The 19,697-nt window shown below is 63.4% G+C and carries 8 protein-coding genes; 7 read left to right on the forward strand and 1 reads right to left on the reverse strand.

Features of this window, described 5'->3' with window-relative positions; all coding sequences use genetic code 11:
* The first annotated feature begins 51 nt into the window (after window positions 1-51).
* The 4 genes from ACCD00_RS05295 (at window position 52) to ACCD00_RS05310 (ending at window position 17,077) form a co-directional block, all read left to right on the forward strand.
* A complete protein-coding gene (locus ACCD00_RS05295) occupies window positions 52-1,110 on the forward strand; it encodes a TauD/TfdA family dioxygenase (RefSeq protein WP_413422551.1) in 1,059 nt (352 codons plus the stop codon).
* A gap of 11 nt (window positions 1,111-1,121) precedes the next feature.
* Window positions 1,122-4,220: a non-ribosomal peptide synthetase gene (locus ACCD00_RS05300; protein ID WP_413422553.1), complete on the forward strand. Its 3,099-nt coding sequence runs from the start codon at window positions 1,122-1,124 to the stop codon at window positions 4,218-4,220.
* Window positions 4,217-16,018 (forward strand): amino acid adenylation domain-containing protein, encoded by an 11,802-nt coding sequence (locus tag ACCD00_RS05305; RefSeq protein ID WP_413422555.1) that lies wholly within the window; start codon window positions 4,217-4,219, stop codon window positions 16,016-16,018. The genes ACCD00_RS05300 and ACCD00_RS05305 overlap by 4 nt, the downstream gene beginning before the upstream one ends.
* A 93-nt stretch (window positions 16,019-16,111) precedes the next feature.
* Window positions 16,112-17,077, forward strand: a complete 966-nt coding sequence (locus ACCD00_RS05310; protein WP_413422557.1) for an alpha/beta hydrolase — start codon at window positions 16,112-16,114, stop codon at window positions 17,075-17,077.
* A gap of 158 nt (window positions 17,078-17,235) precedes the next feature.
* Here the strand turns inward: ACCD00_RS05310 and ACCD00_RS05315 are convergent, their stop codons facing one another.
* The gene (locus tag ACCD00_RS05315) at window positions 17,236-17,556 is read right to left on the reverse strand and encodes a DUF6124 family protein (protein WP_413422559.1); all 321 of its coding nucleotides are present in this window, start codon (window positions 17,554-17,556) and stop codon (window positions 17,236-17,238) included.
* A gap of 504 nt (window positions 17,557-18,060) precedes the next feature.
* Between ACCD00_RS05315 and ACCD00_RS05320 the strand changes: the two genes are divergently transcribed.
* From ACCD00_RS05320 to ACCD00_RS05330, 3 genes are all read left to right on the forward strand, one after another.
* Window positions 18,061-18,468 (forward strand): VOC family protein, encoded by a 408-nt coding sequence (locus ACCD00_RS05320; RefSeq protein ID WP_413422561.1) that lies wholly within the window; start codon window positions 18,061-18,063, stop codon window positions 18,466-18,468.
* Window positions 18,469-18,518: 50 nt separating this feature from the next.
* On the forward strand, window positions 18,519-18,980 hold the full coding sequence (locus ACCD00_RS05325; protein WP_413422579.1) for a GNAT family N-acetyltransferase: 462 nt from the start codon (window positions 18,519-18,521) through the stop codon (window positions 18,978-18,980).
* Between the two features lie 185 nt (window positions 18,981-19,165).
* Window positions 19,166-19,678: a PaaI family thioesterase gene (locus tag ACCD00_RS05330; protein WP_413422563.1), complete on the forward strand. Its 513-nt coding sequence runs from the start codon at window positions 19,166-19,168 to the stop codon at window positions 19,676-19,678.
* Window positions 19,679-19,697: the final 19 nt, after the last annotated feature.

The following is a 19,697-nucleotide window of genomic DNA, read 5'->3' on the forward strand; positions in this document are numbered from 1 at the left end:
TCAGCCGGCGGCGCCTTTGCGCGCCGCCGTCATCATTTTCTGGAGGGGTTTATGACCGTTTCAACGACCAAGTCCATTCCCAAGATGGGTCGTGGTGCCCGCAAAAGCCTGTCCACCGATCCGACGCGACTGGTGAGTTTTGCGCCGATGTTCGAAGGCCACAGCATGCCGCTGGTGTGCCGTCCGGCCGTGTCTGGCGTGAGCCTGGTGGAATGGGCGAGCCAGAATCGCGCGCTGATCGAAAGCAAGCTGCTGGAACATGCGGTGATCCTGTTCCGTGGTTTCCAGGTGGCCGATATCGGTGAGTTCAACCGCTGCGTCGACGCGATTTCCGGCGGTGCCCTGGAGTACCTGTTCCGCGCCTCGCCACGGACCCAGATCAGCGGTCAGTTCAAGATCTACAGCTCCACCGATTACCCGGCGCCGGAGAAGATCTTCCCGCACAACGAACACTCGTATTCGCCGGTGTTCCCGCGTCACCTGTACTTCTACTGCGACACCCCGTCGACCACCGGCGGTGAAACGCCGTTCGGTGATACCCGCCAGATCCTGGCGCGGATCGACCCGGCGGTGCGCGAAGAGTTTGCCCGTAAACGCATCATGTACGTGCGCAACTACGGCGACGGCATGGGGCTGCCGTGGCAGACCGTGTTCCAGAGCGAGGATCGCGCCGAGGTCGAAGCCTACTGCGCCAAAATCGGCATCCTGGCCGAGTGGAAATCCGGCAACCGCCTGCGCACCCGGCAGAACGGTCCGGCCATCGTGCGCCACCCGCTGAGCGGCGAGCGCATCTGGTTCAACCACGGCACCTTCTTCAATGCACTGACCCTGCCGGACAGTATCCGCGACAACCTGCTGCGTGAGTTCGGCCCGCAGGATTTGCCGCAGAACACCTTCTTCGGCGACGGCTCGCCGATTCCCGACGAGGTGATCCGCCACCTGCAAGGCATCTACCGCGAGGTGATGGTGGAGTTCGCCTGGGAGAAAGGCGACGTGGTCCTGCTCGACAACATCCTCAGCGTGCATGCGCGCAACGAATTCACCGGCTACAGAAAAATCCTCACGGCCATGGCCATCGCGCAGAAAAGCGCCGACCTGGATCAGGAATAAGGACACCCGACATGAACACCACCGCCCTCGAACCCTCGGTAGACGTATTCCAGACTTCGGCCCAGCAGGCCTTTTATTTGCGTGCCCAGGAGCTGGGTGCCCGGCCGCTGTTCGCCGCACTGACATTGCCGCTCGCCAGGCCGGTGGAAGCTCAGGTGTTGTGCAGAGCCGTGGAAACACTCGGCCGGCGCCATGAAATTCTGCGTACGGTGTACCGCCGTCTGCCGGGCATGAAATGGCCGGTGCAGAGCCTGTGCGATGCGCTGCCGGTCACGCTGCTGGGCAACCAGCCTTCGGTGGCCGAGGCCTTGAGCCGCAGCCGTGAAGTCATGGTTGAAGATTCGAATCAAGGGCTGGTGGTGGCGCCGGTCGAAGGCGAAGCAGGGCAGCATTTCATCACCCTGCTGACCCCGGCATGCAGCTTCGACGAGGCCTCTCTGCGGGTGCTGTCGGCCGAACTGGCCAGCCTGTTGCGCGGCGAAACCCTGGCCGACGACGAGGATGCACTGCAATACCTGGACTACAGCGCGTGGCAGGAAGAGCTGCGTGAAGAAGACATCGGCCACCAGGGCGCGGCGTTCTGGCGCAACCTGCAACAGCAGTTCGCCGTGGCCCATCGTTTGCCGTTCGAAAAGGCTGCCGAAGTATCCCTGGCTCGCCATCAGGCTGCACTCACCGACGCCAACTGGTGCACCGCAGTGCAACGGGCTGCTGGTGAAACTGGCGTAGAGGCAGAGCAATTGGCGTTATGGCTGTGGACCGCGTTCGTCGCGCGCATCGGCCAACAGGAAAAGTTGCTGATGGGCTGGCAGGTGGACGGTCGCAACGAGCAAACCGCCGCCACCCTCGGCCGTTTCGCCCGACGTTTGCCGGTGGCGTTCGAGCACCGTAGCCAGCAGACACTGGCACAAGCATCGGCAACCTTTGTGGCCAACGTCGAGCAGTCGCTGTCCTGGCTCGACTGCCTCAACGAGTTCGAGTTGAGCGCCGAAGGCACCGCGCCATTGCGCTACGGCTTCGTCTATCAGGCCAGTATCGAGAGCGGTATCGAGGTGGACGACGCCAACCCCGAAGTCCTGCGCCTGCGCGTGCAGGGCGATCAGTTGCAGTTGTCGTGTCTTGACGGAGCGTTGCCAGAATCGATGCTGACCGAGTGGCTAGAGCAGTTTGCCGAGTTCAGTCGCCAGTTGTTGACGTCGTCCGAATTGACCCTGGCTCAGGCGGATCTGGTCAGTGCGGCGCAACGAACCCGTCTGATCGAAGGCTTCAACCCGAACGCCACCGAGCAGGCATTGCCGTGCCGTTTCCTGCAAGAGTTGTTCAGCGAACAGGCGCGCCTGCATCCGCAACGCATTGCCCTGAGCGTCAACGGCCAACGCCTGACTTATGCCGAACTGGATGCACGCTCCAACCAGGTGGCCAATACCTTGCGCACCCAAGGCGTGACCCCGGATGAAATCGTTGCGGTCTACGGCCAACGCTCGCTGGAAATGGTCATTGCGTTGTTGGGCACGCTCAAGGCCGGTGCGGCGTACTTGCCGCTGGACCCGAACTACCCGATCGAGCGTCTGGCGTTCATGCTCGCCGACACCGGCGCGCGCCAGGTGCTGGCCTGTCAGCCGTTGCCCGAAGCGTTGCACAGTGAGCGGACCATTTCCCTGATGCCGGGGGCCGAAGTCTGGTCCGCCGCACAAACCGAACCTTCGCCTCAGGGCGACAGCGCCAATCTGGCCTACGTCATCTACACCTCCGGTTCCACCGGCAAACCCAAGGGCGTGATGATCAGTCATGCCAACGCCCTGGCCTCGACCCTGGCGCGCAATGCTTTTTACCGCCAGCCGCTGCGCGCATTCCTGATGCTCTCGTCGTTCTCCTTCGACAGCTCGGTGGCCGGGGTTTTCTGGGCGCTGGGGCAGGGCGCGACCCTGTGCCTGCCGGACGAAGACAGCTACAAGGATCCGGCCAGACTGGCGGCGCTGATCAAGCAGGAAGAGATTTCCCACTACCTGACCTTGCCCTCCTATCACGCGCAGATACTCGAACACCTCGACCGCCACGCCCTGGCCTGTGTGATTGTCGCCGGCGAAGCCTGCAGCAACGCGCTGCTGCAGCGACATCGCGAGGCACTGCCAGGGGTGGCGCTGGTCAACGAATACGGCCCGACCGAAGGCACCGTGTGGTGTTCGGCCTGGGAACTGCCCCTGGGCAATGACGACGACAGCATTCCCATCGGCCAGCCGATTGCCGGCATGCGCATCCACGTGCTCGGCCCGGACCTGCAACCGGTGGCCGTGGGCGTCGAAGGCGAGTTGTATGTCGGTGGTACCGGCATTGCCCGGGGTTATCTGCAGCGCGCCACGCTGACGGCCGAGCGCTTTGTTCCGGACTCATTCACCGCGAGCACGGGCCAGCGCCTGTACCGCACCGGCGACCTGGCGCGCTATCGCGCCGATGGCGTGCTGGAGTATCTGGGCCGGGTCGACCACCAGGTGAAAATCCGTGGTTTCCGCATCGAGTTGGGCGAGATCGAAGCGGCCATGCGCAGTGCGCCGGGTATCGAGGACGCCGCCGTGATTGCCGACCAAACCCCGACCGGCCCGCAGCTGTTGGGCTTTGCGGTGTCCCCGGCCGACACCGCCGACATCCGCCTCAACGAGTTGCGCAGCCACCTGGCCGAGGCTCTGCCCGAGCACATGCAGCCGGCGCGCTTGCAGGTGCTGGAGCGTTTCCCGCTGATGCCCAACGGCAAACTCAATCGCCAGGCCCTGCTCGATCTCGACGTGCGTCGCAGCGCCTTCGTTGCACCGCGCAACGACCTGGAAAAAACCCTGGCGGCGATTTGGGCCGAAGCGTTGCACGTGGAGCGCGTCGGCGTACACGACAGCTTCTTCGAACTCGGCGGGCACTCGCTGTTGGTCACGCGCATTCGTGCGCGGATTCAGGAGGAACTGAACCTGGCGATCCCGCTCAAGCTGTTTTTCGACGGTGACACCCTGGAACGTCTGGCGGCGGAAATCGAGCAGTTCCGCCAGCAAAGTGAACACCAGGAAAACGATGTAGACGCCCTCGAAGCGTTGTTCGACGAAGTGGATGAGGAACACGCGCAATGAGTGCCGCACCGGACAGAATGATGACCCTGGCCCAGCGTTTCTGCGGCTTGAGCACGGACGCCCGGCGTGCGTTGCAACAGAAGATGCACGCTCAGGGGCTGACCCTTGAATTGCTGCCGATTCCGCCACGGGACCGCATCGTCGACACGTTGCCAGCGTCCTACGCGCAGCAGCGCTTGTGGTTCCTCTGGCAGATGCAACCCCAGGCCACCGCTTACAACCTGACCGGAGCCTTCCGCCTGAGCGGTGAGCTGGACCGCGATGCGCTGGCGCAAACCCTGGTGACTCTGGTGCAACGTCATGAAGTGTTGCGCACCACCTTTGTCTTCGATGACCGGCAAGTGCTGCAACACATCCACCCGCAGATGGACACCCCGCTGGTCGAGGCCACGGCGGCCAACGAGGTCGAACTGCAACGCCAGATCGCCCTCAACGCCGGGCAGCCATTCGACCTGCAGCACGGCCCGTTGATGCGTTGCCGCTTGATTCGCCTCGATGCGCAGCAACATGTACTGGTGCTGACCTTGCACCACATCGTCACCGATGGCGGCTCGCTGCCGATCCTGTTGCAGGAATTCACCCAACTCTACGGGCAATTGAGCGCCGGGCAGAACGCGCAGCTACCGGAGCCGGGCATTCAATACGCTGACTTCGCCCGCTGGCAGCGCCTGTGGCTGGAGGCGGGCGAGGCTGAGCGCCAGCTCGACTATTGGCGCCGGCAGCTGGGTAACGAACACCCGCCACTGAACCTGCCGACCGACCGTCGTCGCCCGGCGATCCCGAGCCAGCAGGGTGCCAGCGTCGAGCTGGACATCTCTGCCGCACTGACCGCTCGACTGCGTGAGCTCGCCCGCCGTGAAGGCTGCACCCTGTTCATGGTGCTGATGGCCGCGTTGCAGGCGTTGTTGCATCGTTACAGCGGTGAACAGGACATTCGCGTCGGCGTGCCGATTGCCAACCGCACCCGCCAGGACGTGGAAAATCTGCTGGGCTTTTTCGTCAACACCCAAGTGCTGCGCAGCCAGCCCCGGGCCGACCAGCCATTCGTGCAATTGCTGGCCGAGATCAAGGCCGCGGCACTCGGCGCGCAGGCCCATCAGGACCTGCCGTTCGAGCAACTGGTCGATGGCTTGGGCGTCGAACGCAGCCTGAGCCACACGCCGCTGTTCCAGGTGATGTTCAACCACCTGCGCGACAGCGGCGGTGTGCAACGCTGGGACTTGCCGGGGCTGAGCGTCGAACCGCTGATCTGGGATGAGAAAACCACCAAGTTCGACCTGATGCTCGACACCGTCGAGGGTGACGCGGGCATCCATGCGTCATTCGTCTACGCCACCGAACTGTTCGACGCCTCGACCATCGAGCGTCTCGGCCGGCACTGGCTGAACCTGTTGCAGGCGATTTGCACTGACAGCACGGTTGCCCTCGCGGACCTGTCCATGCTCGACGCCGCCGAGCAGCAGGCCACCTTGCTGGACTGGAATCGCAGTGCGGTGTTGAGCGGCGATCAGGCGAACCTGTTGTGTGCCCATCAACTGATCGAAGCCCAGGCCGCCGCGCACCCGCACAACATTGCCGTGACCTGCTTCGGCATCACCCTCACTTACGCCGAACTGAACAGCCGCGCCAACCGCATCGCCCATCGTCTGCGCGAGCGCGGCGTCGGCCCGGACGTGTTGGTGGGCATCGCTCTGGAGCGTTCGCTGGAGATGATTGTCAGCCTGCTGGCGATTCTCAAGGCCGGTGGCGCCTATGTGCCGCTGGACCCAGAGTACCCGCAGGATCGCCTGGCCTGGATGCTCGCCGACAGCGGCACGCGCCTGTTGCTGACCGATTCGGCACTGATGCCGCGCCTGCCGTTGAACCAGGGCGTTGAGGTGATCTGCCTCGATCACGCCAGCGACTGGCTGTTGGAAGCCAGTGCCGACAACCTGCCCAACCTCACCGTTCCCGCGAACCTGGCCTACGTCATCTACACCTCCGGTTCCACCGGCAAACCCAAAGGCACGCTGCTGCCCCACAGCAACCTGACGCGCCTGTTCAGCGCCACCGAGCACTGGTTCGGTTTCAACGCGGACGATGTCTGGAGCCTGTTCCACTCCTATGCCTTCGACTTTTCCGTGTGGGAAATCTTTGGCGCGTTGTTCTACGGCGGCAAGCTGGTGGTGGTGCCCCACGCGGTCAGCCGCTCCCCGGAGGACTTCGCGCGTTTACTCAGTGATGAGGGTGTCACGGTACTCAACCAGACCCCTTCGGCCTTCCGTCAACTGATGCCGTTCGCCTGCGCCAACGCGCCACACATGGCCCTGCGTTATGTGGTGTTTGGGGGCGAGGCGCTGGACGTGGCCAGCCTGCGTCCGTGGTACGACGCCTTCGACGACCGGCAGCCGTTGCTGATCAACATGTATGGCATCACCGAAACCACGGTGCACGTGACCTGGCGACCGCTGTCCCGCGCTGACCTTGATGGCGCCAACAGCTCGCCGCTGGGGGAACCGATCGGCGACCTGCGCTGGTACGTGCTCGACCCGCGCCTGAACCCGGTGGCCAAGGGCTGCGTTGGTGAGCTTTACGTTGGCGGCGCCGGCCTGGCCCGGGGTTATCACCAGCGTGCCGATCTGACCGCCACGCGGTTTGTGCCGGACCTGTTCGCCGCCGAGTCGGGCGCGCGTCTGTATCGAACCGGCGATCTGGCGCGTTACTGCGCCGATGGCAGCATCGAGTACGCCGGGCGTATCGACCATCAGGTGAAGATCCGTGGCTTTCGCATCGAGCTGGGGGAAATCCAGGACCGCCTGCAAAGCCATCCGGCCATCGAGCAAGCATTGGTGTTGGCACCTGAGGTCAATGGCAGCCCGCAACTGGTCGCGTGGTTCACGGTTAGCCACAACGACAGCGATCTGCGCCAGTCCCTGCGCGAACATTTGCAGGCCGGTTTGCCGGACTACATGGTGCCGGCGCACCTGATCAAACTCGATCACTGGCCGCTGACCAGCAACGGCAAACTCGATCGCGGTGCATTGCCCAAGCCCGACGCGGTGCTGCTGCAGCAGGCTTACACGGCGCCGATGGATGAACTGCAAACCGGGTTGGCGGCGATCTGGCAAGACGTGCTCAGGCTCGAGCGCGTCGGCATCGACGACAACTTCTTCGAACTGGGCGGCGACTCGATCATCTCGATCCAGGTGGTCAGCCGCGCCCGTCAGGCCGGGATCCGCATCACCCCGCGCGATCTGTTCCAGCACCAGACCGTACAGAGCCTGGCAAAGGTCGCGGTACGCAGTGCCGGGCTGGTCATCGATCAGGGTCCGGTGCGCGGCGAAGTGCTGCTGACGCCGATCCAGCACTGGTTCTTCGAGCAAGCCATCGAGGCCCGTCATCACTGGAACCAGTCGGTATTGCTGGAACTGCACGAGCCATTGGACAGCGGCTGCCTGCAACAAGCGCTGGCGGCGTTGCTGGAACATCACGATGCCCTGCGTTTGCGCTGGCATCAGGTAAATGGCGTGTGGCATCAGGCACAAGCCGAGCACTGGAGCAGCGCCGAGGTGCTGTGGCAGCGTCAGGCGGCAAACGCCGATGAGCTGCTTGACCTGTGCAACGACGCGCAAGCCAGCCTGAGCTTGCAGGACGGCCCGCTGTTGCGTGCCTTGCTGGTGGACATGGGCGCCGCAGGCCAACGCCTGCTGCTGGTGGTGCACCACCTGGCGGTGGACGGCGTGTCCTGGCGTCTGCTGCTTGAAGACCTGCAAACCGCTTACGCTCAAGCACGTCAGGCCGAGCCGTTGCGCCTGCCGGCCAAGACCAGCGCCTACCAGGCCTGGGCCGCACATTTGCAACGGCATGCCCGCAGCCCGGAACTGGAGGCGCAAGCCGCTTACTGGCAAGCCCAATACCACGAAGTCGCACTGGAGCTGCCCGCCGACAACCCCGACGGCAGCCTGGCCAGCCAGCATGCGGTGAGTGTGGAAACCGTGCTCGACAGCACCTTCACCCGCCAACTGCTGCAAGATGCTCCGGCGGCTTACCGCACCCAGGTCAACGACCTGTTGTTGACCGCCCTGGCGCGGGTGCTGGGCCAATGGACCGGCCAGTCGTCGACGCTGGTGAAGCTCGAAGGCCACGGCCGCGAAGACCTGTTCGACGACATCGACCTGACCCGCACCCTGGGCTGGTTCACCTCGATTTTTCCGGTGAAACTCACCCCGGCTGGCGATCTGGCCGGCAGCATCAAGGCCGTCAAGGAACAGCTGCGCGCCGTGCCCGACAAAGGCATCGGCTTCGGCATACTGCGTTATCTGGCCGATGCCGGCCTTGAGGATTTGCCGTCACCCCAAGTCACCTTCAACTACATGGGCCAGTTCGACGCCAGCTTCGACGAGCAGGCGCCGTGGCGTCCGGCCAGGGAAAGCGGTGGCGCCGAGCAGGGCGCGTCGGCCGAACTGGACCGGGGCCTGAGCATCAACGGCCAGGTGTATGCCGGGCAACTGCGCCTGAGCTGGACCTTCAGCAGCGAAGTGTTCAAACCGCAAACGGTGCAGCGCCTGGCCGATGCCTACACCGCTGAACTGCAACAGCTGATCGAACATTGCCTCAGCGGTGCCGGCGGGTTGACCCCGAGCGACGTGCCGCTGGTGCACGTCGATCAGGTGCAACTGGATGCCTTGCCGCTGGCGGCCAGCCAGATCGAAGACATCCTGCCGTTGTCGCCTATGCAACAGGGCATGTTGTTCCACAGCCTGTTCGCCCCGGATGCCGGTGCCTACGTCCCGCAGATGCGCGTGGATGTGCAGGGGCTGGACGTCGAGGCCTTCCGCAATGCCTGGCAGCAGACGCTGGAGCGCCATGAAGTGCTGCGCGCGGCGTTCTTCAGCGAGAGCAATGGCTCGCGACCGCTGCAAGTGATCCTGGCCGACGCCACGTTGCCGCTGACCGTGCTCGACTGGCGCGACCGGCCTGATCTGCCCCAGGCGCTGGAGCGTCTGGCCGAGGATGACCGCCTGCGCGGTTTCGACCTGACGGCGGCGCCGTTGCTGCGCCTGACCCTGGTGCAGACTGCCGGTGACAACCATCACCTGATCTTCACCAACCACCACATCCTGCTGGACGGCTGGAGCACCTCGCAGTTGTTCGGTGAAGTGCTGCAGCGCTACTCCGGCGTCCTGCCCGCGCCGGGTGTTGGCCGTTACCGCGATTACATGGCGTGGCTGGGGACTCGCGACCGTGCCGCGTGCGAAGCCTTCTGGCTGGAGCAATTGCAGTCGTTCACCGAGCCAACGCGATTGGCCGGTGCCTTGCCGGGGTCGGTTGCAGGGCAGGGTGGTCATCGCACCCTGCACCTGAGCCTGGGCCGCGCGGCCACCGAGCGTCTGAACGGGTTTGCCCGCCAGGCCCGCGTCACGCCCAACACCCTGCTGCAAGCGGCATGGCTGTTGATATTGCAGCGCCACACCGGGCAGCCAACCGTGGCGTTCGGCGCCACGGTGTCGGGGCGCCCGAGCGAATTGCAAGGCATCGAGCAGCAGATCGGTCTGTTCATCAACACCTTGCCGGTGATCGCCACACCGCACCCCGAGCGCACGGTCAGCCAATGGATCGATGAAGTCCAGGCGCTCAACCTGCGGTTGCGCGAAGTCGAATTCACACCGCTGGCGGACGTGCAGCGCTGGGCCGGTCACTCCGGCGAGGCGCTGTTCGACACCCTTCTGGTGTTCGAAAACTACCCGGTGGCGCAAGCGCTGGAGGAGGGCAACAGTAGCGCGTTGAAATTCTCCGGGATCACTCATCACGACCAGACCAGTTTCCCCTTGGCGATTGCCGCCGAGCTGGGCGACTGCCTGGACCTGCGTTTCAACTACGACACGGCGCTGTTCAGCGCCGAGGCAATCGAAGGTCTGGGCACACGTTTGGTTGCGTTGCTCGATGCCATGGTCAGTGCACCGCAACAGCCATTGGGGCGCTTGAGCCTGCTCGATGCCGCGCAAACCGCGCAGCAGGTCGAAGGCTTCAACCGCACTGCGCGGAGCTGGGCGGATGTGCGCCCGGTCTACCAGTGCTTCGAAGCCCAGGTACTGCAAACCCCCGAGGCCCCGGCCCTGGTGTTTGCCGGCCAGCCCCTGAGTTATCGCGAGCTCAACCAACGGGCCAACCGCCTGGCGCACCTGCTGCGCAGCCAGGGTGTGGGCGCCGAGGTGTTGGTGGGTATCGCGGCCGAACGTTCGCTGGAGCTGGTCATCGGTCTGCTGGCAATCATGAAGGCCGGTGGCGCCTACGTGCCGCTGGACCCGGACTACCCACGCGAACGCCTGGAGCACATGTTCGACGACAGTGGCGTGCACTTGCTGTTGACCCAGCGTCATCTGCTTGCGCAGTTGCCGATTCCGGCCGCCACCACGGCGATTTGTCTCGACGACCTGGGCGGATTGCTCGATGGCCTGAGCGAAGAAAACCTGCCCTGCGTGGTCGAGTTGCAATCGCTGGCCTACATGATCTACACCTCTGGCTCCACGGGGAAACCCAAGGGCGCGGCCAACCGTCACGATGCCTTGTACAACCGTCTGGCGTGGATGCAGGGCGCCTATCCGCTGGACGGACGCGACACCGTGCTGCAGAAAACCCCGTTCAGTTTCGACGTGTCGGTCTGGGAGTTCTTCTGGCCGTTGATGACCGGCGCGCGCCTGGCCGTGGCCGAACCGGGTGCCCATCGCGATCCGGCGCAACTGGTCAGCCTGATCGAGCAGTACCGGGTCAGCACCCTGCATTTCGTGCCGTCGATGTTGCAGGCGTTTGTCCAGGGCGAAGCTTTCGAACGGTGCGTCAGCCTGCGCCAGATCCTGTGCAGCGGCGAAGCGTTGTCGGCGGATTTGCAGCGCAGCCTGTTCCAAGTGCTGCCGAACGTTGGCCTGTACAACCTGTATGGCCCGACCGAAGCGGCCATCGACGTGACCCATTGGACCTGCGTCGACGACGGCGGCATCAGCGTGCCGATCGGCCAGCCGATTGCCAACCTGGTGACCTACATCCTCGACGACAGCCTGCAACCGCAAGTGGCGGGTTGCGTAGGTGAGCTGTACCTGGGTGGCATCGGCCTGGCTCGTGGTTACCATCGCCGTCCGGACCTGACCGCCGAGCGTTTCGTCGCCAGCCCGTTTGGCGAGCAGGGTGGGCGCCTGTATCGCACCGGCGACCTGGCGCGTTACCGCAAAGACGGCGTGATCGAATACGTCGGGCGCATCGACCATCAAGTGAAGATCCGCGGCTTGCGTATCGAGCTGGGGGAAATCGAAGCCTGCCTGCTGGAGCATCCGTCGGTGCGCGAAGCGGTGGTGATCGCCCTCGATGTCGGCAAATCCAAACAGTTGGTGGCCTATGTCGTAGGTGATGCCGCCATCGAGCCACTCAAACAACATCTGCGTCAGGCGCTGCCCGAACACATGCAGCCGAGCCACGTGCTGCTGCTCGATCAGTTGCCGGTCACGCCCAACGGCAAGCTTGACCGCCGCGCGCTGCCACAACCGGACCAGCAAGTGCGCGAGTACGTCGCGCCGCGCAATACCGTGGAATCGACGTTGCAAGGGGTGTGGCAAGCGTTGTTCGAAGTGCCGCAGGTGGGCATGCACGACAACTTCTTCGAACTGGGCGGCGACTCTATCGTCTCGATCCAGGCCGTCAGCCGCGCACGCAAGGCCGGTTTGAGCATTTCCCCCAAGGACGTGTTCAGCCATCCGACCCTGGCCGAGCTGGCTACGGTGGCCCAACCGGTCGTGGCGGATGAAACCGGGCTGGCGTTGGTTGCACCGGCAGCGAAAATCGAGCTGAGTGACGCGCAGTATCAAGCGCTGGATTTGACGGCGGACGAAGTCGAAGACGTCTATCCGCTGTCGCCGATGCAGCAAGGCATGCTGTTTCACTCGGTGCAGGACGGCGAATCGGGGCTCTACGTCAACCAGATCGAAGTGGGCGTGCGCGGCGTTGACGGTACGCGCTTCCGTGAAGCCTGGGCCGATGCCGCCCGCCGTCATGCAATTCTGCGCACCGCATTCCTCTGGGAAGGCGATAAGGAGCCGCTGCAAGTGGTGCGGCGCGATGCGCCTTCGCTGTTGACCGAACTGGACTGGCGCGGGCTGGATGATCAGCCTGGGCGCGTCCGCCAACTGGCCCGGGAGGAACGCGAACGCGGCTTCTCGCTGAACCGTGCACCCTTGCTGCGCCTGTTGCTGGTGCGTATGGAAGACGACCGCTATCGCCTGATCTGGACCTACCACCACATCCTCATGGACGGCTGGAGCGTGTCGCGCCTGATCGGTGAAGTGCTGCGCCATTACCGTGGTGATGAGCACGAGCCGGTGGCCGCTTATCGCGACTACATCGACTGGCTCGGTCAGCAAGCAGCGGAGGCCAGCGAGGCGTTCTGGAAAGGCAAACTCAGTAACCTCGAAGGCGCCACGCATCTGGCCCGCGCCTTGCCGGTCAAGGCGCCGCAAGCGGGTTACCACGCGATCTATACGCATCTGAGTGCCGGGCAGACCGCAGGATTGCAGGCCTTTGCCCAGCAACAGCAAGTGACGCTCAACACCCTGGTGCAAGCCGCGTGGCTGTTGCTGTTGCAGCGCTACACCGGCCAGCGCACGGTGACGTTCGGCGCCACCGTGTCCGGACGTCCGGAAACCCTCAACGGCTCGGAAAACATGCTCGGGTTGTTCATCAACACCTTGCCGGTGGTCAACACGGTGCCGACCGACATGAACGTCGGTGACTGGCTGCGCGAGATCCAGGCCTATAACCTCGACATCCGCGACTTCCAGCAAACACCGCTCAGCGATATCCAGCGCTGGGCCGGGCAGGGCGGGCAGGCGTTGTTCGACAGCATCATCGTCTTCGAAAACCAGCCGGTGGACCGCACCCTGCGCGAATGGAACGGCGACTCGCTGCGCTTCGAAGACGTCAGCGACTTCGGCCTGACCAGCTTTGCCATGGACCTGATGGTCAGCCTCGACGAGGGGCTGCGCATCGAGTACATGCACCAGCGCGATCAGTTCGATCTGGCGACCGTCGAAATCCTGCGCAGCCACATGGAAAGCCTGCTGCAGCGCCTGTGTGACAACGCCGGACGCGCCGTCGGCGAGCTGGGCCTGTTGACCCTGGACGAAGGCCGGGCGCTGGACGGCGAACGGCCGGTAGTGGCCGACGGTGACGAGACGCCGGTGCACGAGCTGATCCGTCAGCGTGCGCGCCGACAACCGGATCACACGGCGCTGGTCCTGAGCCATGCCGACCGCGATGCCGAACACTTGAGCTACGCCGAGCTGGACCGGCGCTCCGATGCTTTGGCGGTGCATCTGCTGGAACAAGGCGTGCAGGCCGAAGACGTGATCGGCGTGTTCATGGAGCGTTCGCTGGAGCTGGTGGTGTCGCTGTTGGCGGTGATGAAGTGCGGTGCCGCCTATGTGCCGCTGGACCCGCAATACCCGCAGGAACGCCTGCGCTACATGATGGCCGACAGCGACATGCGCTTGCTGCTGACCCAGGAACGGCTGCGCGATTCGGCGCAGCTTGATCCCGGCACGGCCATGGTCGCGGTGGACCGCCTGGACCTCGACATCGACGTGCCGACGCCGCAACGCACTGTGCACGCCGAGCAATTGGCCTACCTGATCTACACCTCCGGTTCGACCGGCAAACCGAAAAGCGTCGCCGTGGCCCACGGGCCATTGAGCATGCACGTGCAAGCCATCGCCGAGCTGTACGAAATGGACCCGGACAATCGCGAACTGCATTTCATGTCGTTCGCCTTCGATGGCGCCCATGAACGCTGGATCACCGCGCTGATCAGCGGTTCCACCCTGGTGATCCGCGACAACACCTTGTGGACCGCCGAACAGACCCTGGCCGTGCTGCACCGCCAGCGCATCAGCGTCGCCTGCTTCCCGCCGGCGTACCTGCTGCAACTGGCCGAGCACGCCGAATTGCAGGGCGGTGAGCCGCCGCCGGTGCGCATCTATTGCTTCGGTGGCGATGCGGTGCCGGACGCGACGTTCGAGCGGGTCAAACACAGGCTCAAGCCGCAATACCTGGTCAACGGCTACGGGCCGACTGAAACCGTGGTCACGCCGCTGCTGTGGAAAATCGCCGCCGACGGCCATTGCCAGGCGATGTACGCGCCGATTGGCCAACGCGTCGGCAGCCGCAGCCTGCACGTGCTGGACATGGACCTCAACCCGCTGCCGGTGGGCATGGTCGGTGAGCTGTACATTGGCGGACGGGGTGTCGCGCGCGGCTACCATCGTCACCCGTGGCTGAGCGCCGAGCGCTTCGTCGCCGATCCTTTCAGCACCGAAGGCGGGCGCCTGTACCGCACCGGCGACCTGGTGCGCCGCCGCGAGGATGGCGTGTTCGATTACGTCGGGCGTATCGACCATCAGGTCAAGGTACGCGGCTTCCGCATCGAGCTGGGCGAAATCGAAGCGCGCTTGCGCGAGCACGCCGGGGTCAACGATGCGCTGGTGGTGGTGCGTGACAACGGCCAGGGGCCGCAACTGGTGGGCTATGTGGTGGCGGCTGAGGACGAGGGCCTCGGCCCGCGTTGCCAGGCGGCATTGCGCGAGAGCCTACCCGACTACATGGTGCCGACCCAGGTCGTGGTGCTGCCGTGCTTCCCGTTGACCCCCAACGGCAAGCTCGACCGCAAGGCCTTGCCGGATCCGGCCTTCACCGGCCGTGACTACGTGGCACCGCGCACGCCACTGGAATGGGCGTTGGCGGACATCTGGCAACAGGTGCTGGGCATCGACAAGGTCGGTATCACCGACAACTTCTTCGAGTTGGGTGGCGATTCGCTGCGCACCCTCAAGGTGATCTCGAAAGTCCGTGCCCTGAATCAGCCGGGCTTCCAGTTGAAACTGCGCGACATGATGGCCAGGCCGACGATTGCCGGGCTGTCCGGTGTCGATGAGCAGCCGCTGCGGCAGCGCCCGCAACCGCTGCTGTTGCTCAATCAGGTGGTCGATGATCAGCCGCCGCTGTTCTGCCTGCACGCCGGTTTCGGCACGGTGTTCGATTACGAGCCATTGGCCCGGCGCCTGGATGGCGAGCGCACGGTGTACGGCGTGCAATGCCGGATGCTGCTCGACCGGCAGTGGCACGACACCTCGCTTGCGCAGATGGCCGCCGACTACGTCGAGGCGATCCGCGCCCGGCAACCTCAGGGGCCGTACCACGTGCTGGGCTGGTCGCTGGGCGGGGCGTTGGCGTTGCTGGTGAGTGATTTGTTCGAACAGCAAGGCCAGCGGGTGGCATTCGTCGGCCTGGTGGACAGTTTTGTGCCAACCCAGGCCAATGCCGTCGCCAGCCCGGATGAGTGGCGTGTGGATCTGGCCGAGTTCTTGGGTGCAACGTTGGGCATGGATGGCGAGGTGATTGACCAGGCGTTGAGTAGCGAGTCGGCGGGCGACCACGACGCGGTGGCGCGGATCATTCGCGCGGTGATCGACAGCGAAAGTGATCAGGCCAGCGGGTACGCGCTGCTCGGTGCCGATGAGTTGGCCCAGACGTTCATGGTCAGCACGCGCTTGAAGGCGCTGTCGCGGCAGGTCGAGACCTTGCCGATACCACAGGCCGAGCTGCATTGCTGGTGGGCCGATGGCAACCCGACGGCCGAACGCGCGACCCTGGAGCGTCAGCAACCACGGCTGCGCAAGGTGCAGACTGTAACGGCGGGCCACTTCGATATCCTGCAACAGGACGAATGCCTGGACGCCGTGGTGGCGCTGCTTGGCCGGGAGGTGGTACCGCAGCTCTAGGGCTTGCCCGCGACAAAAACAGGCTCGCCCTAATGAACGGTCCTCACGGTTCGTTTATTGGGCGAGCCTGTTTATTTTTGGAGACTACCGCCCATGGCACTGCACCCGGACATCGAGGGATTTCTAGAGCTGGCCGAGTTCGGCCGCCTCAGCGGCAAAAGCCAACCCATGCATGAGCTGAGCCCGAGCGAAGCGCGGCAGCAATTCGAACAGACGTCACAGCTTCTCGATGCGGCTCCGGCAGGGGCGCTGACGGTATCTGCGCTCAGCATTACGGCGCGGGACGGGCATATGCTCAACGCGCGGCTGTACGCCAGACCGCAACCGGGCAACGAGCCGCGCCCGGTGCTGTTGTACTTCCATGGCGGCGGGTACGTGGTGGGCAGCCTCGATTCCCACGACACCCTGTGCCGGCGTCTGGCGCTGGCAGGGGAGTTTGCCGTGTTGTCGGCAGATTATCGGCTGGCACCTGAACACCGTTTTCCAACGGCTTTCAACGACGCCGAAGACATCGCCCGTTGGCTGGCGATTACCGGCGCCAAAGCGTTGGGCCTGGACGCGAGACGGATCGCACTGGCCGGGGACAGCGTCGGCGGCAGTCTGGTGGCATCGCTGTGTATCGCCATCGCCCATGACCCATTGGGATGGCCGCTTGTGCCGCGTCTGCAAGTGCTGCTGTATCCGGTGATCGACGCGGTAAAAAAACGCCCGTCTCTTGCGCGATTCGCCGAAGGCTATCTGCTGGAGGCCACGACGCTGGAGTGGTTCTACCAGCAATACCAACGCAGCGAAGCCGACCGCAGCGACTGGCGTTTTTCACCGCTGTACGCCGAGCGTTTGCATAGTCTGACACCCACCGTCCTGTGGCTGGCCGAGTACGACCCGTTGCTCGATGAAGGCCTGGCCTGGGCCGAGAAACTGCGTACCGCGGGGCAACCCGTGGTGCTGGACGTGAAGACCGGCATGACCCACGACTTTGCGCGCATGGGCGAAATGGTCCAGGAAGTGCCGGGGATGCTGGCGCAACTGGCGGCGCAGATCGGCGAGAGTCTGGCCTGACGCGTGGCGTGGTGATCAGCCACGCCGTCCCCCTGTAGGAGCGAGCTTGCTCGCGATGGTCGTTAACGATAACGCGTGTTTACTGGCTAAACGCAGCGCCTTTGAATCCATCGCGAGCAAGCTCGCTCCTACAGTTTGTTTTGCGCCGACTCAGATAACTAGGGCGGATCAAGCCGATCCAGCGCCCGATTCACCGCCAGTTCCCCCAGCATGATCACCTGCGCAATCCCCAACAGCGCATTGCGGCTTGTCCCCTGCAGATGATCCACCAGATCGTTGGCCATGACATTGGCCGACGCTAGCGATTCGCACGCATGCACCAGCAGGGTTTCGGTACTGAGTTCGGGATTGACGATGAACATCGTGCAGGGTGCGCGCGGTGTGGCCATGATGTTGGGGCCCGGGTTGAGGTGGTGATCGAGGCTTTCGTGCGGGGAGGCCGGGTCGGAATCCGGCGGATTGGGTGTGACCTTGAACATAAGCTGATTACTCCTGAATGGAGCCGCTCATTCTTCTCTACTAAAAGAAGGGTGGCGGCTGGACGCAGGTTAGTAGACCGGGGAGATCAGCATTTACCGGCGCGCCGAAGCGCCCTGCGTACAGCCACCATCAAATTCAGTCAGGCCTGACTGATAGCGCTTCTACACCTTGCTGATAAGACCACGGGCTACTAAACCCGATCACTGACAATCAGTGACCCGAATCAAGTTACCGACGACCCCCAAGGCGCACAAGCCGGCGGATTCTGGCGTACCTGTAGGCAACGACGCAAGGTGTTGTGGCTTTCACGAAGCAACCTGTAGGGCGCTTAAACAAGTGCTACTGACTGGTGTTTGTCAGCGACGATCTGATTTCTGCACCGATTGTGTTTCGAACAAATAAACGGGAAACGTCTGATGGGATTTTCGGATTGATGTCCCTCGACACTTCACTCAAAACTGCTAGATTCACCGCTCGATTGGCACGACAAGGAATGTTCGTTCATGAAATTTGGCTACCTGATCATCTACGTCAAGGATGTAGAAGCCTCTCTCAAGTTCTTCTCATCGGCCTTCGGGCTCAGCGTTCGGTTCATCCATGAGTCTGGCACCTATGGCGAACTGGAAACCGGCGAAACTGCGCTGGCATTCGCCGCCGATGAACTGGCCGCATCGAACTTCAGCACCGGTCATGTCCCGGCGCACTCATCCCTCAAACCGTTAGGCATCGAAGTCGGGCTGGTGACCGGGGATGTCCCGGCGGCCCATGCCAAAGCGATTCAAGCAGGCGCCAGCGAAATCGCTGCTCCGACTACCAAGCCCTGGGGGCAAACCGTGTCTTACGTTCGATGCCCTGACGGAACGCTGGTTGAGCTGTGCACGCCCGTAAACGCTACCGAGAGTGAGTCTTGAAAGCCGGGTGCGGAGCGAACCTCACAGACAAGTCTGGCAGTAACCTGCAAGTGGTCACGTCAACGGACCCATTGGCAATTATTAAAATCTCAGGGATTACACCGCAAATCCGGGAGCTGGAAACGCAGGCCGTTGCCGAAGGCTTCAGGTTCCTCTCCCGATTGATCGAGGAATGGGAAAGCGGTGCCAATCGATTCGATCAGCAGGGTGAGTGTCTTTTCGGAGTGTTCCGGAACGGGCGGCTGATTGCCGTGGGAGGTCTTTCATCAGACCCATTTGCCGAACCGGATGTAGGGCGATTACGGCGGGTCTACGTCGCACGTGCATCAAGGGGCCAGAACGTGGGTAAAGCGTTGGTGCAGCACCTGCTGGAAGTGGCGTCTGAGTATTTTCGCATTGTGCGACTGTCCACGGACACACCCGAGGGCGCTGCCTTTTACCTCCGCTGCGGGTTCCGGCCGATACAGGATGATTTTGCGACGCATATGAAGTCGTTGGTGGATGTCCCATAGAAAATGGGACATCGCTTTTGAAGTGCCTGACCTACTTTTTCGCCCGGTAACCGCTGTGTATGATCATTACGGCCCGATGCTGCCCGCCGCTCGGTCCCGCTGGGAAAGGTGAAAGCATCTCCTCCTTATTGATCAGCCGCTTTGAACCACGACGATTCGCCGCCAGTATTAAGGATGGACACGGTATGACCACGCAGAACACTTCACTACAAGACATCGCCGCGCCAGAGGGTGTTTGTTATGGCTGCGGCAGCCAGAATCCGCACGGGCTGCACATCAAGAGCTTCTGGCATGAAGACGGGGTGCATGTCATGGCGGAGCATATGCCCGATGACAAGTACTGCGGCTGGCCGGACCTGGTCTACGGCGGTTTGATCGCGATGCTGGTCGATTGCCACTCCAACTGGGCGGCAATGGCTTATCACTATCGGGCAGAACAGCGCGAGGTAGGCAGTTTGCCCCACATCACCTGCGTCACCGGTAACCTGGGCATCAAGTTCATCAAGCCCACCCCGATGGGGGTACGCCTGACGCTGCGTGCAAAAGTCGAGGGCGATGTCGGACGCAAAAGCCGGGTCATTTGCGAAGTTTTCGCCGGGGATGTCCTGACCGCTGTCGGGGACTCCATCTTTGTCCGCGCCGATACCGAACAACTCAGGGCCGCCGCGCAAGCAGAAAACGGAACCGGGCCACTGTAGGAGCGAGCCCGCTCGCGAT

It is taken from the genome of Pseudomonas sp. Pseusp3 (genome assembly GCF_047304225.1).
Taxonomy (GTDB): Bacteria; Pseudomonadota; Gammaproteobacteria; order Pseudomonadales; family Pseudomonadaceae; genus Aquipseudomonas; species Aquipseudomonas fluorescens_CD.

Coding starts and splice junctions, on each gene's coding strand:
- ACCD00_RS05310 (WP_413422557.1), top strand. CDS start 16,112: ATGGCACTGCACCCGGACATCGAGGGATTTCTAGAGCTGGCCGAGTTC.
- ACCD00_RS05305 (WP_413422555.1), top strand. CDS start 4,217: ATGAGTGCCGCACCGGACAGAATGATGACCCTGGCCCAGCGTTTCTGC.
- ACCD00_RS05320 (WP_413422561.1), top strand. CDS start 18,061: ATGAAATTTGGCTACCTGATCATCTACGTCAAGGATGTAGAAGCCTCT.
- ACCD00_RS05315 (WP_413422559.1), bottom strand. CDS start 17,556: ATGTTCAAGGTCACACCCAATCCGCCGGATTCCGACCCGGCCTCCCCG.
- ACCD00_RS05295 (WP_413422551.1), top strand. CDS start 52: ATGACCGTTTCAACGACCAAGTCCATTCCCAAGATGGGTCGTGGTGCC.
- ACCD00_RS05330 (WP_413422563.1), top strand. CDS start 19,166: ATGACCACGCAGAACACTTCACTACAAGACATCGCCGCGCCAGAGGGT.
- ACCD00_RS05300 (WP_413422553.1), top strand. CDS start 1,122: ATGAACACCACCGCCCTCGAACCCTCGGTAGACGTATTCCAGACTTCG.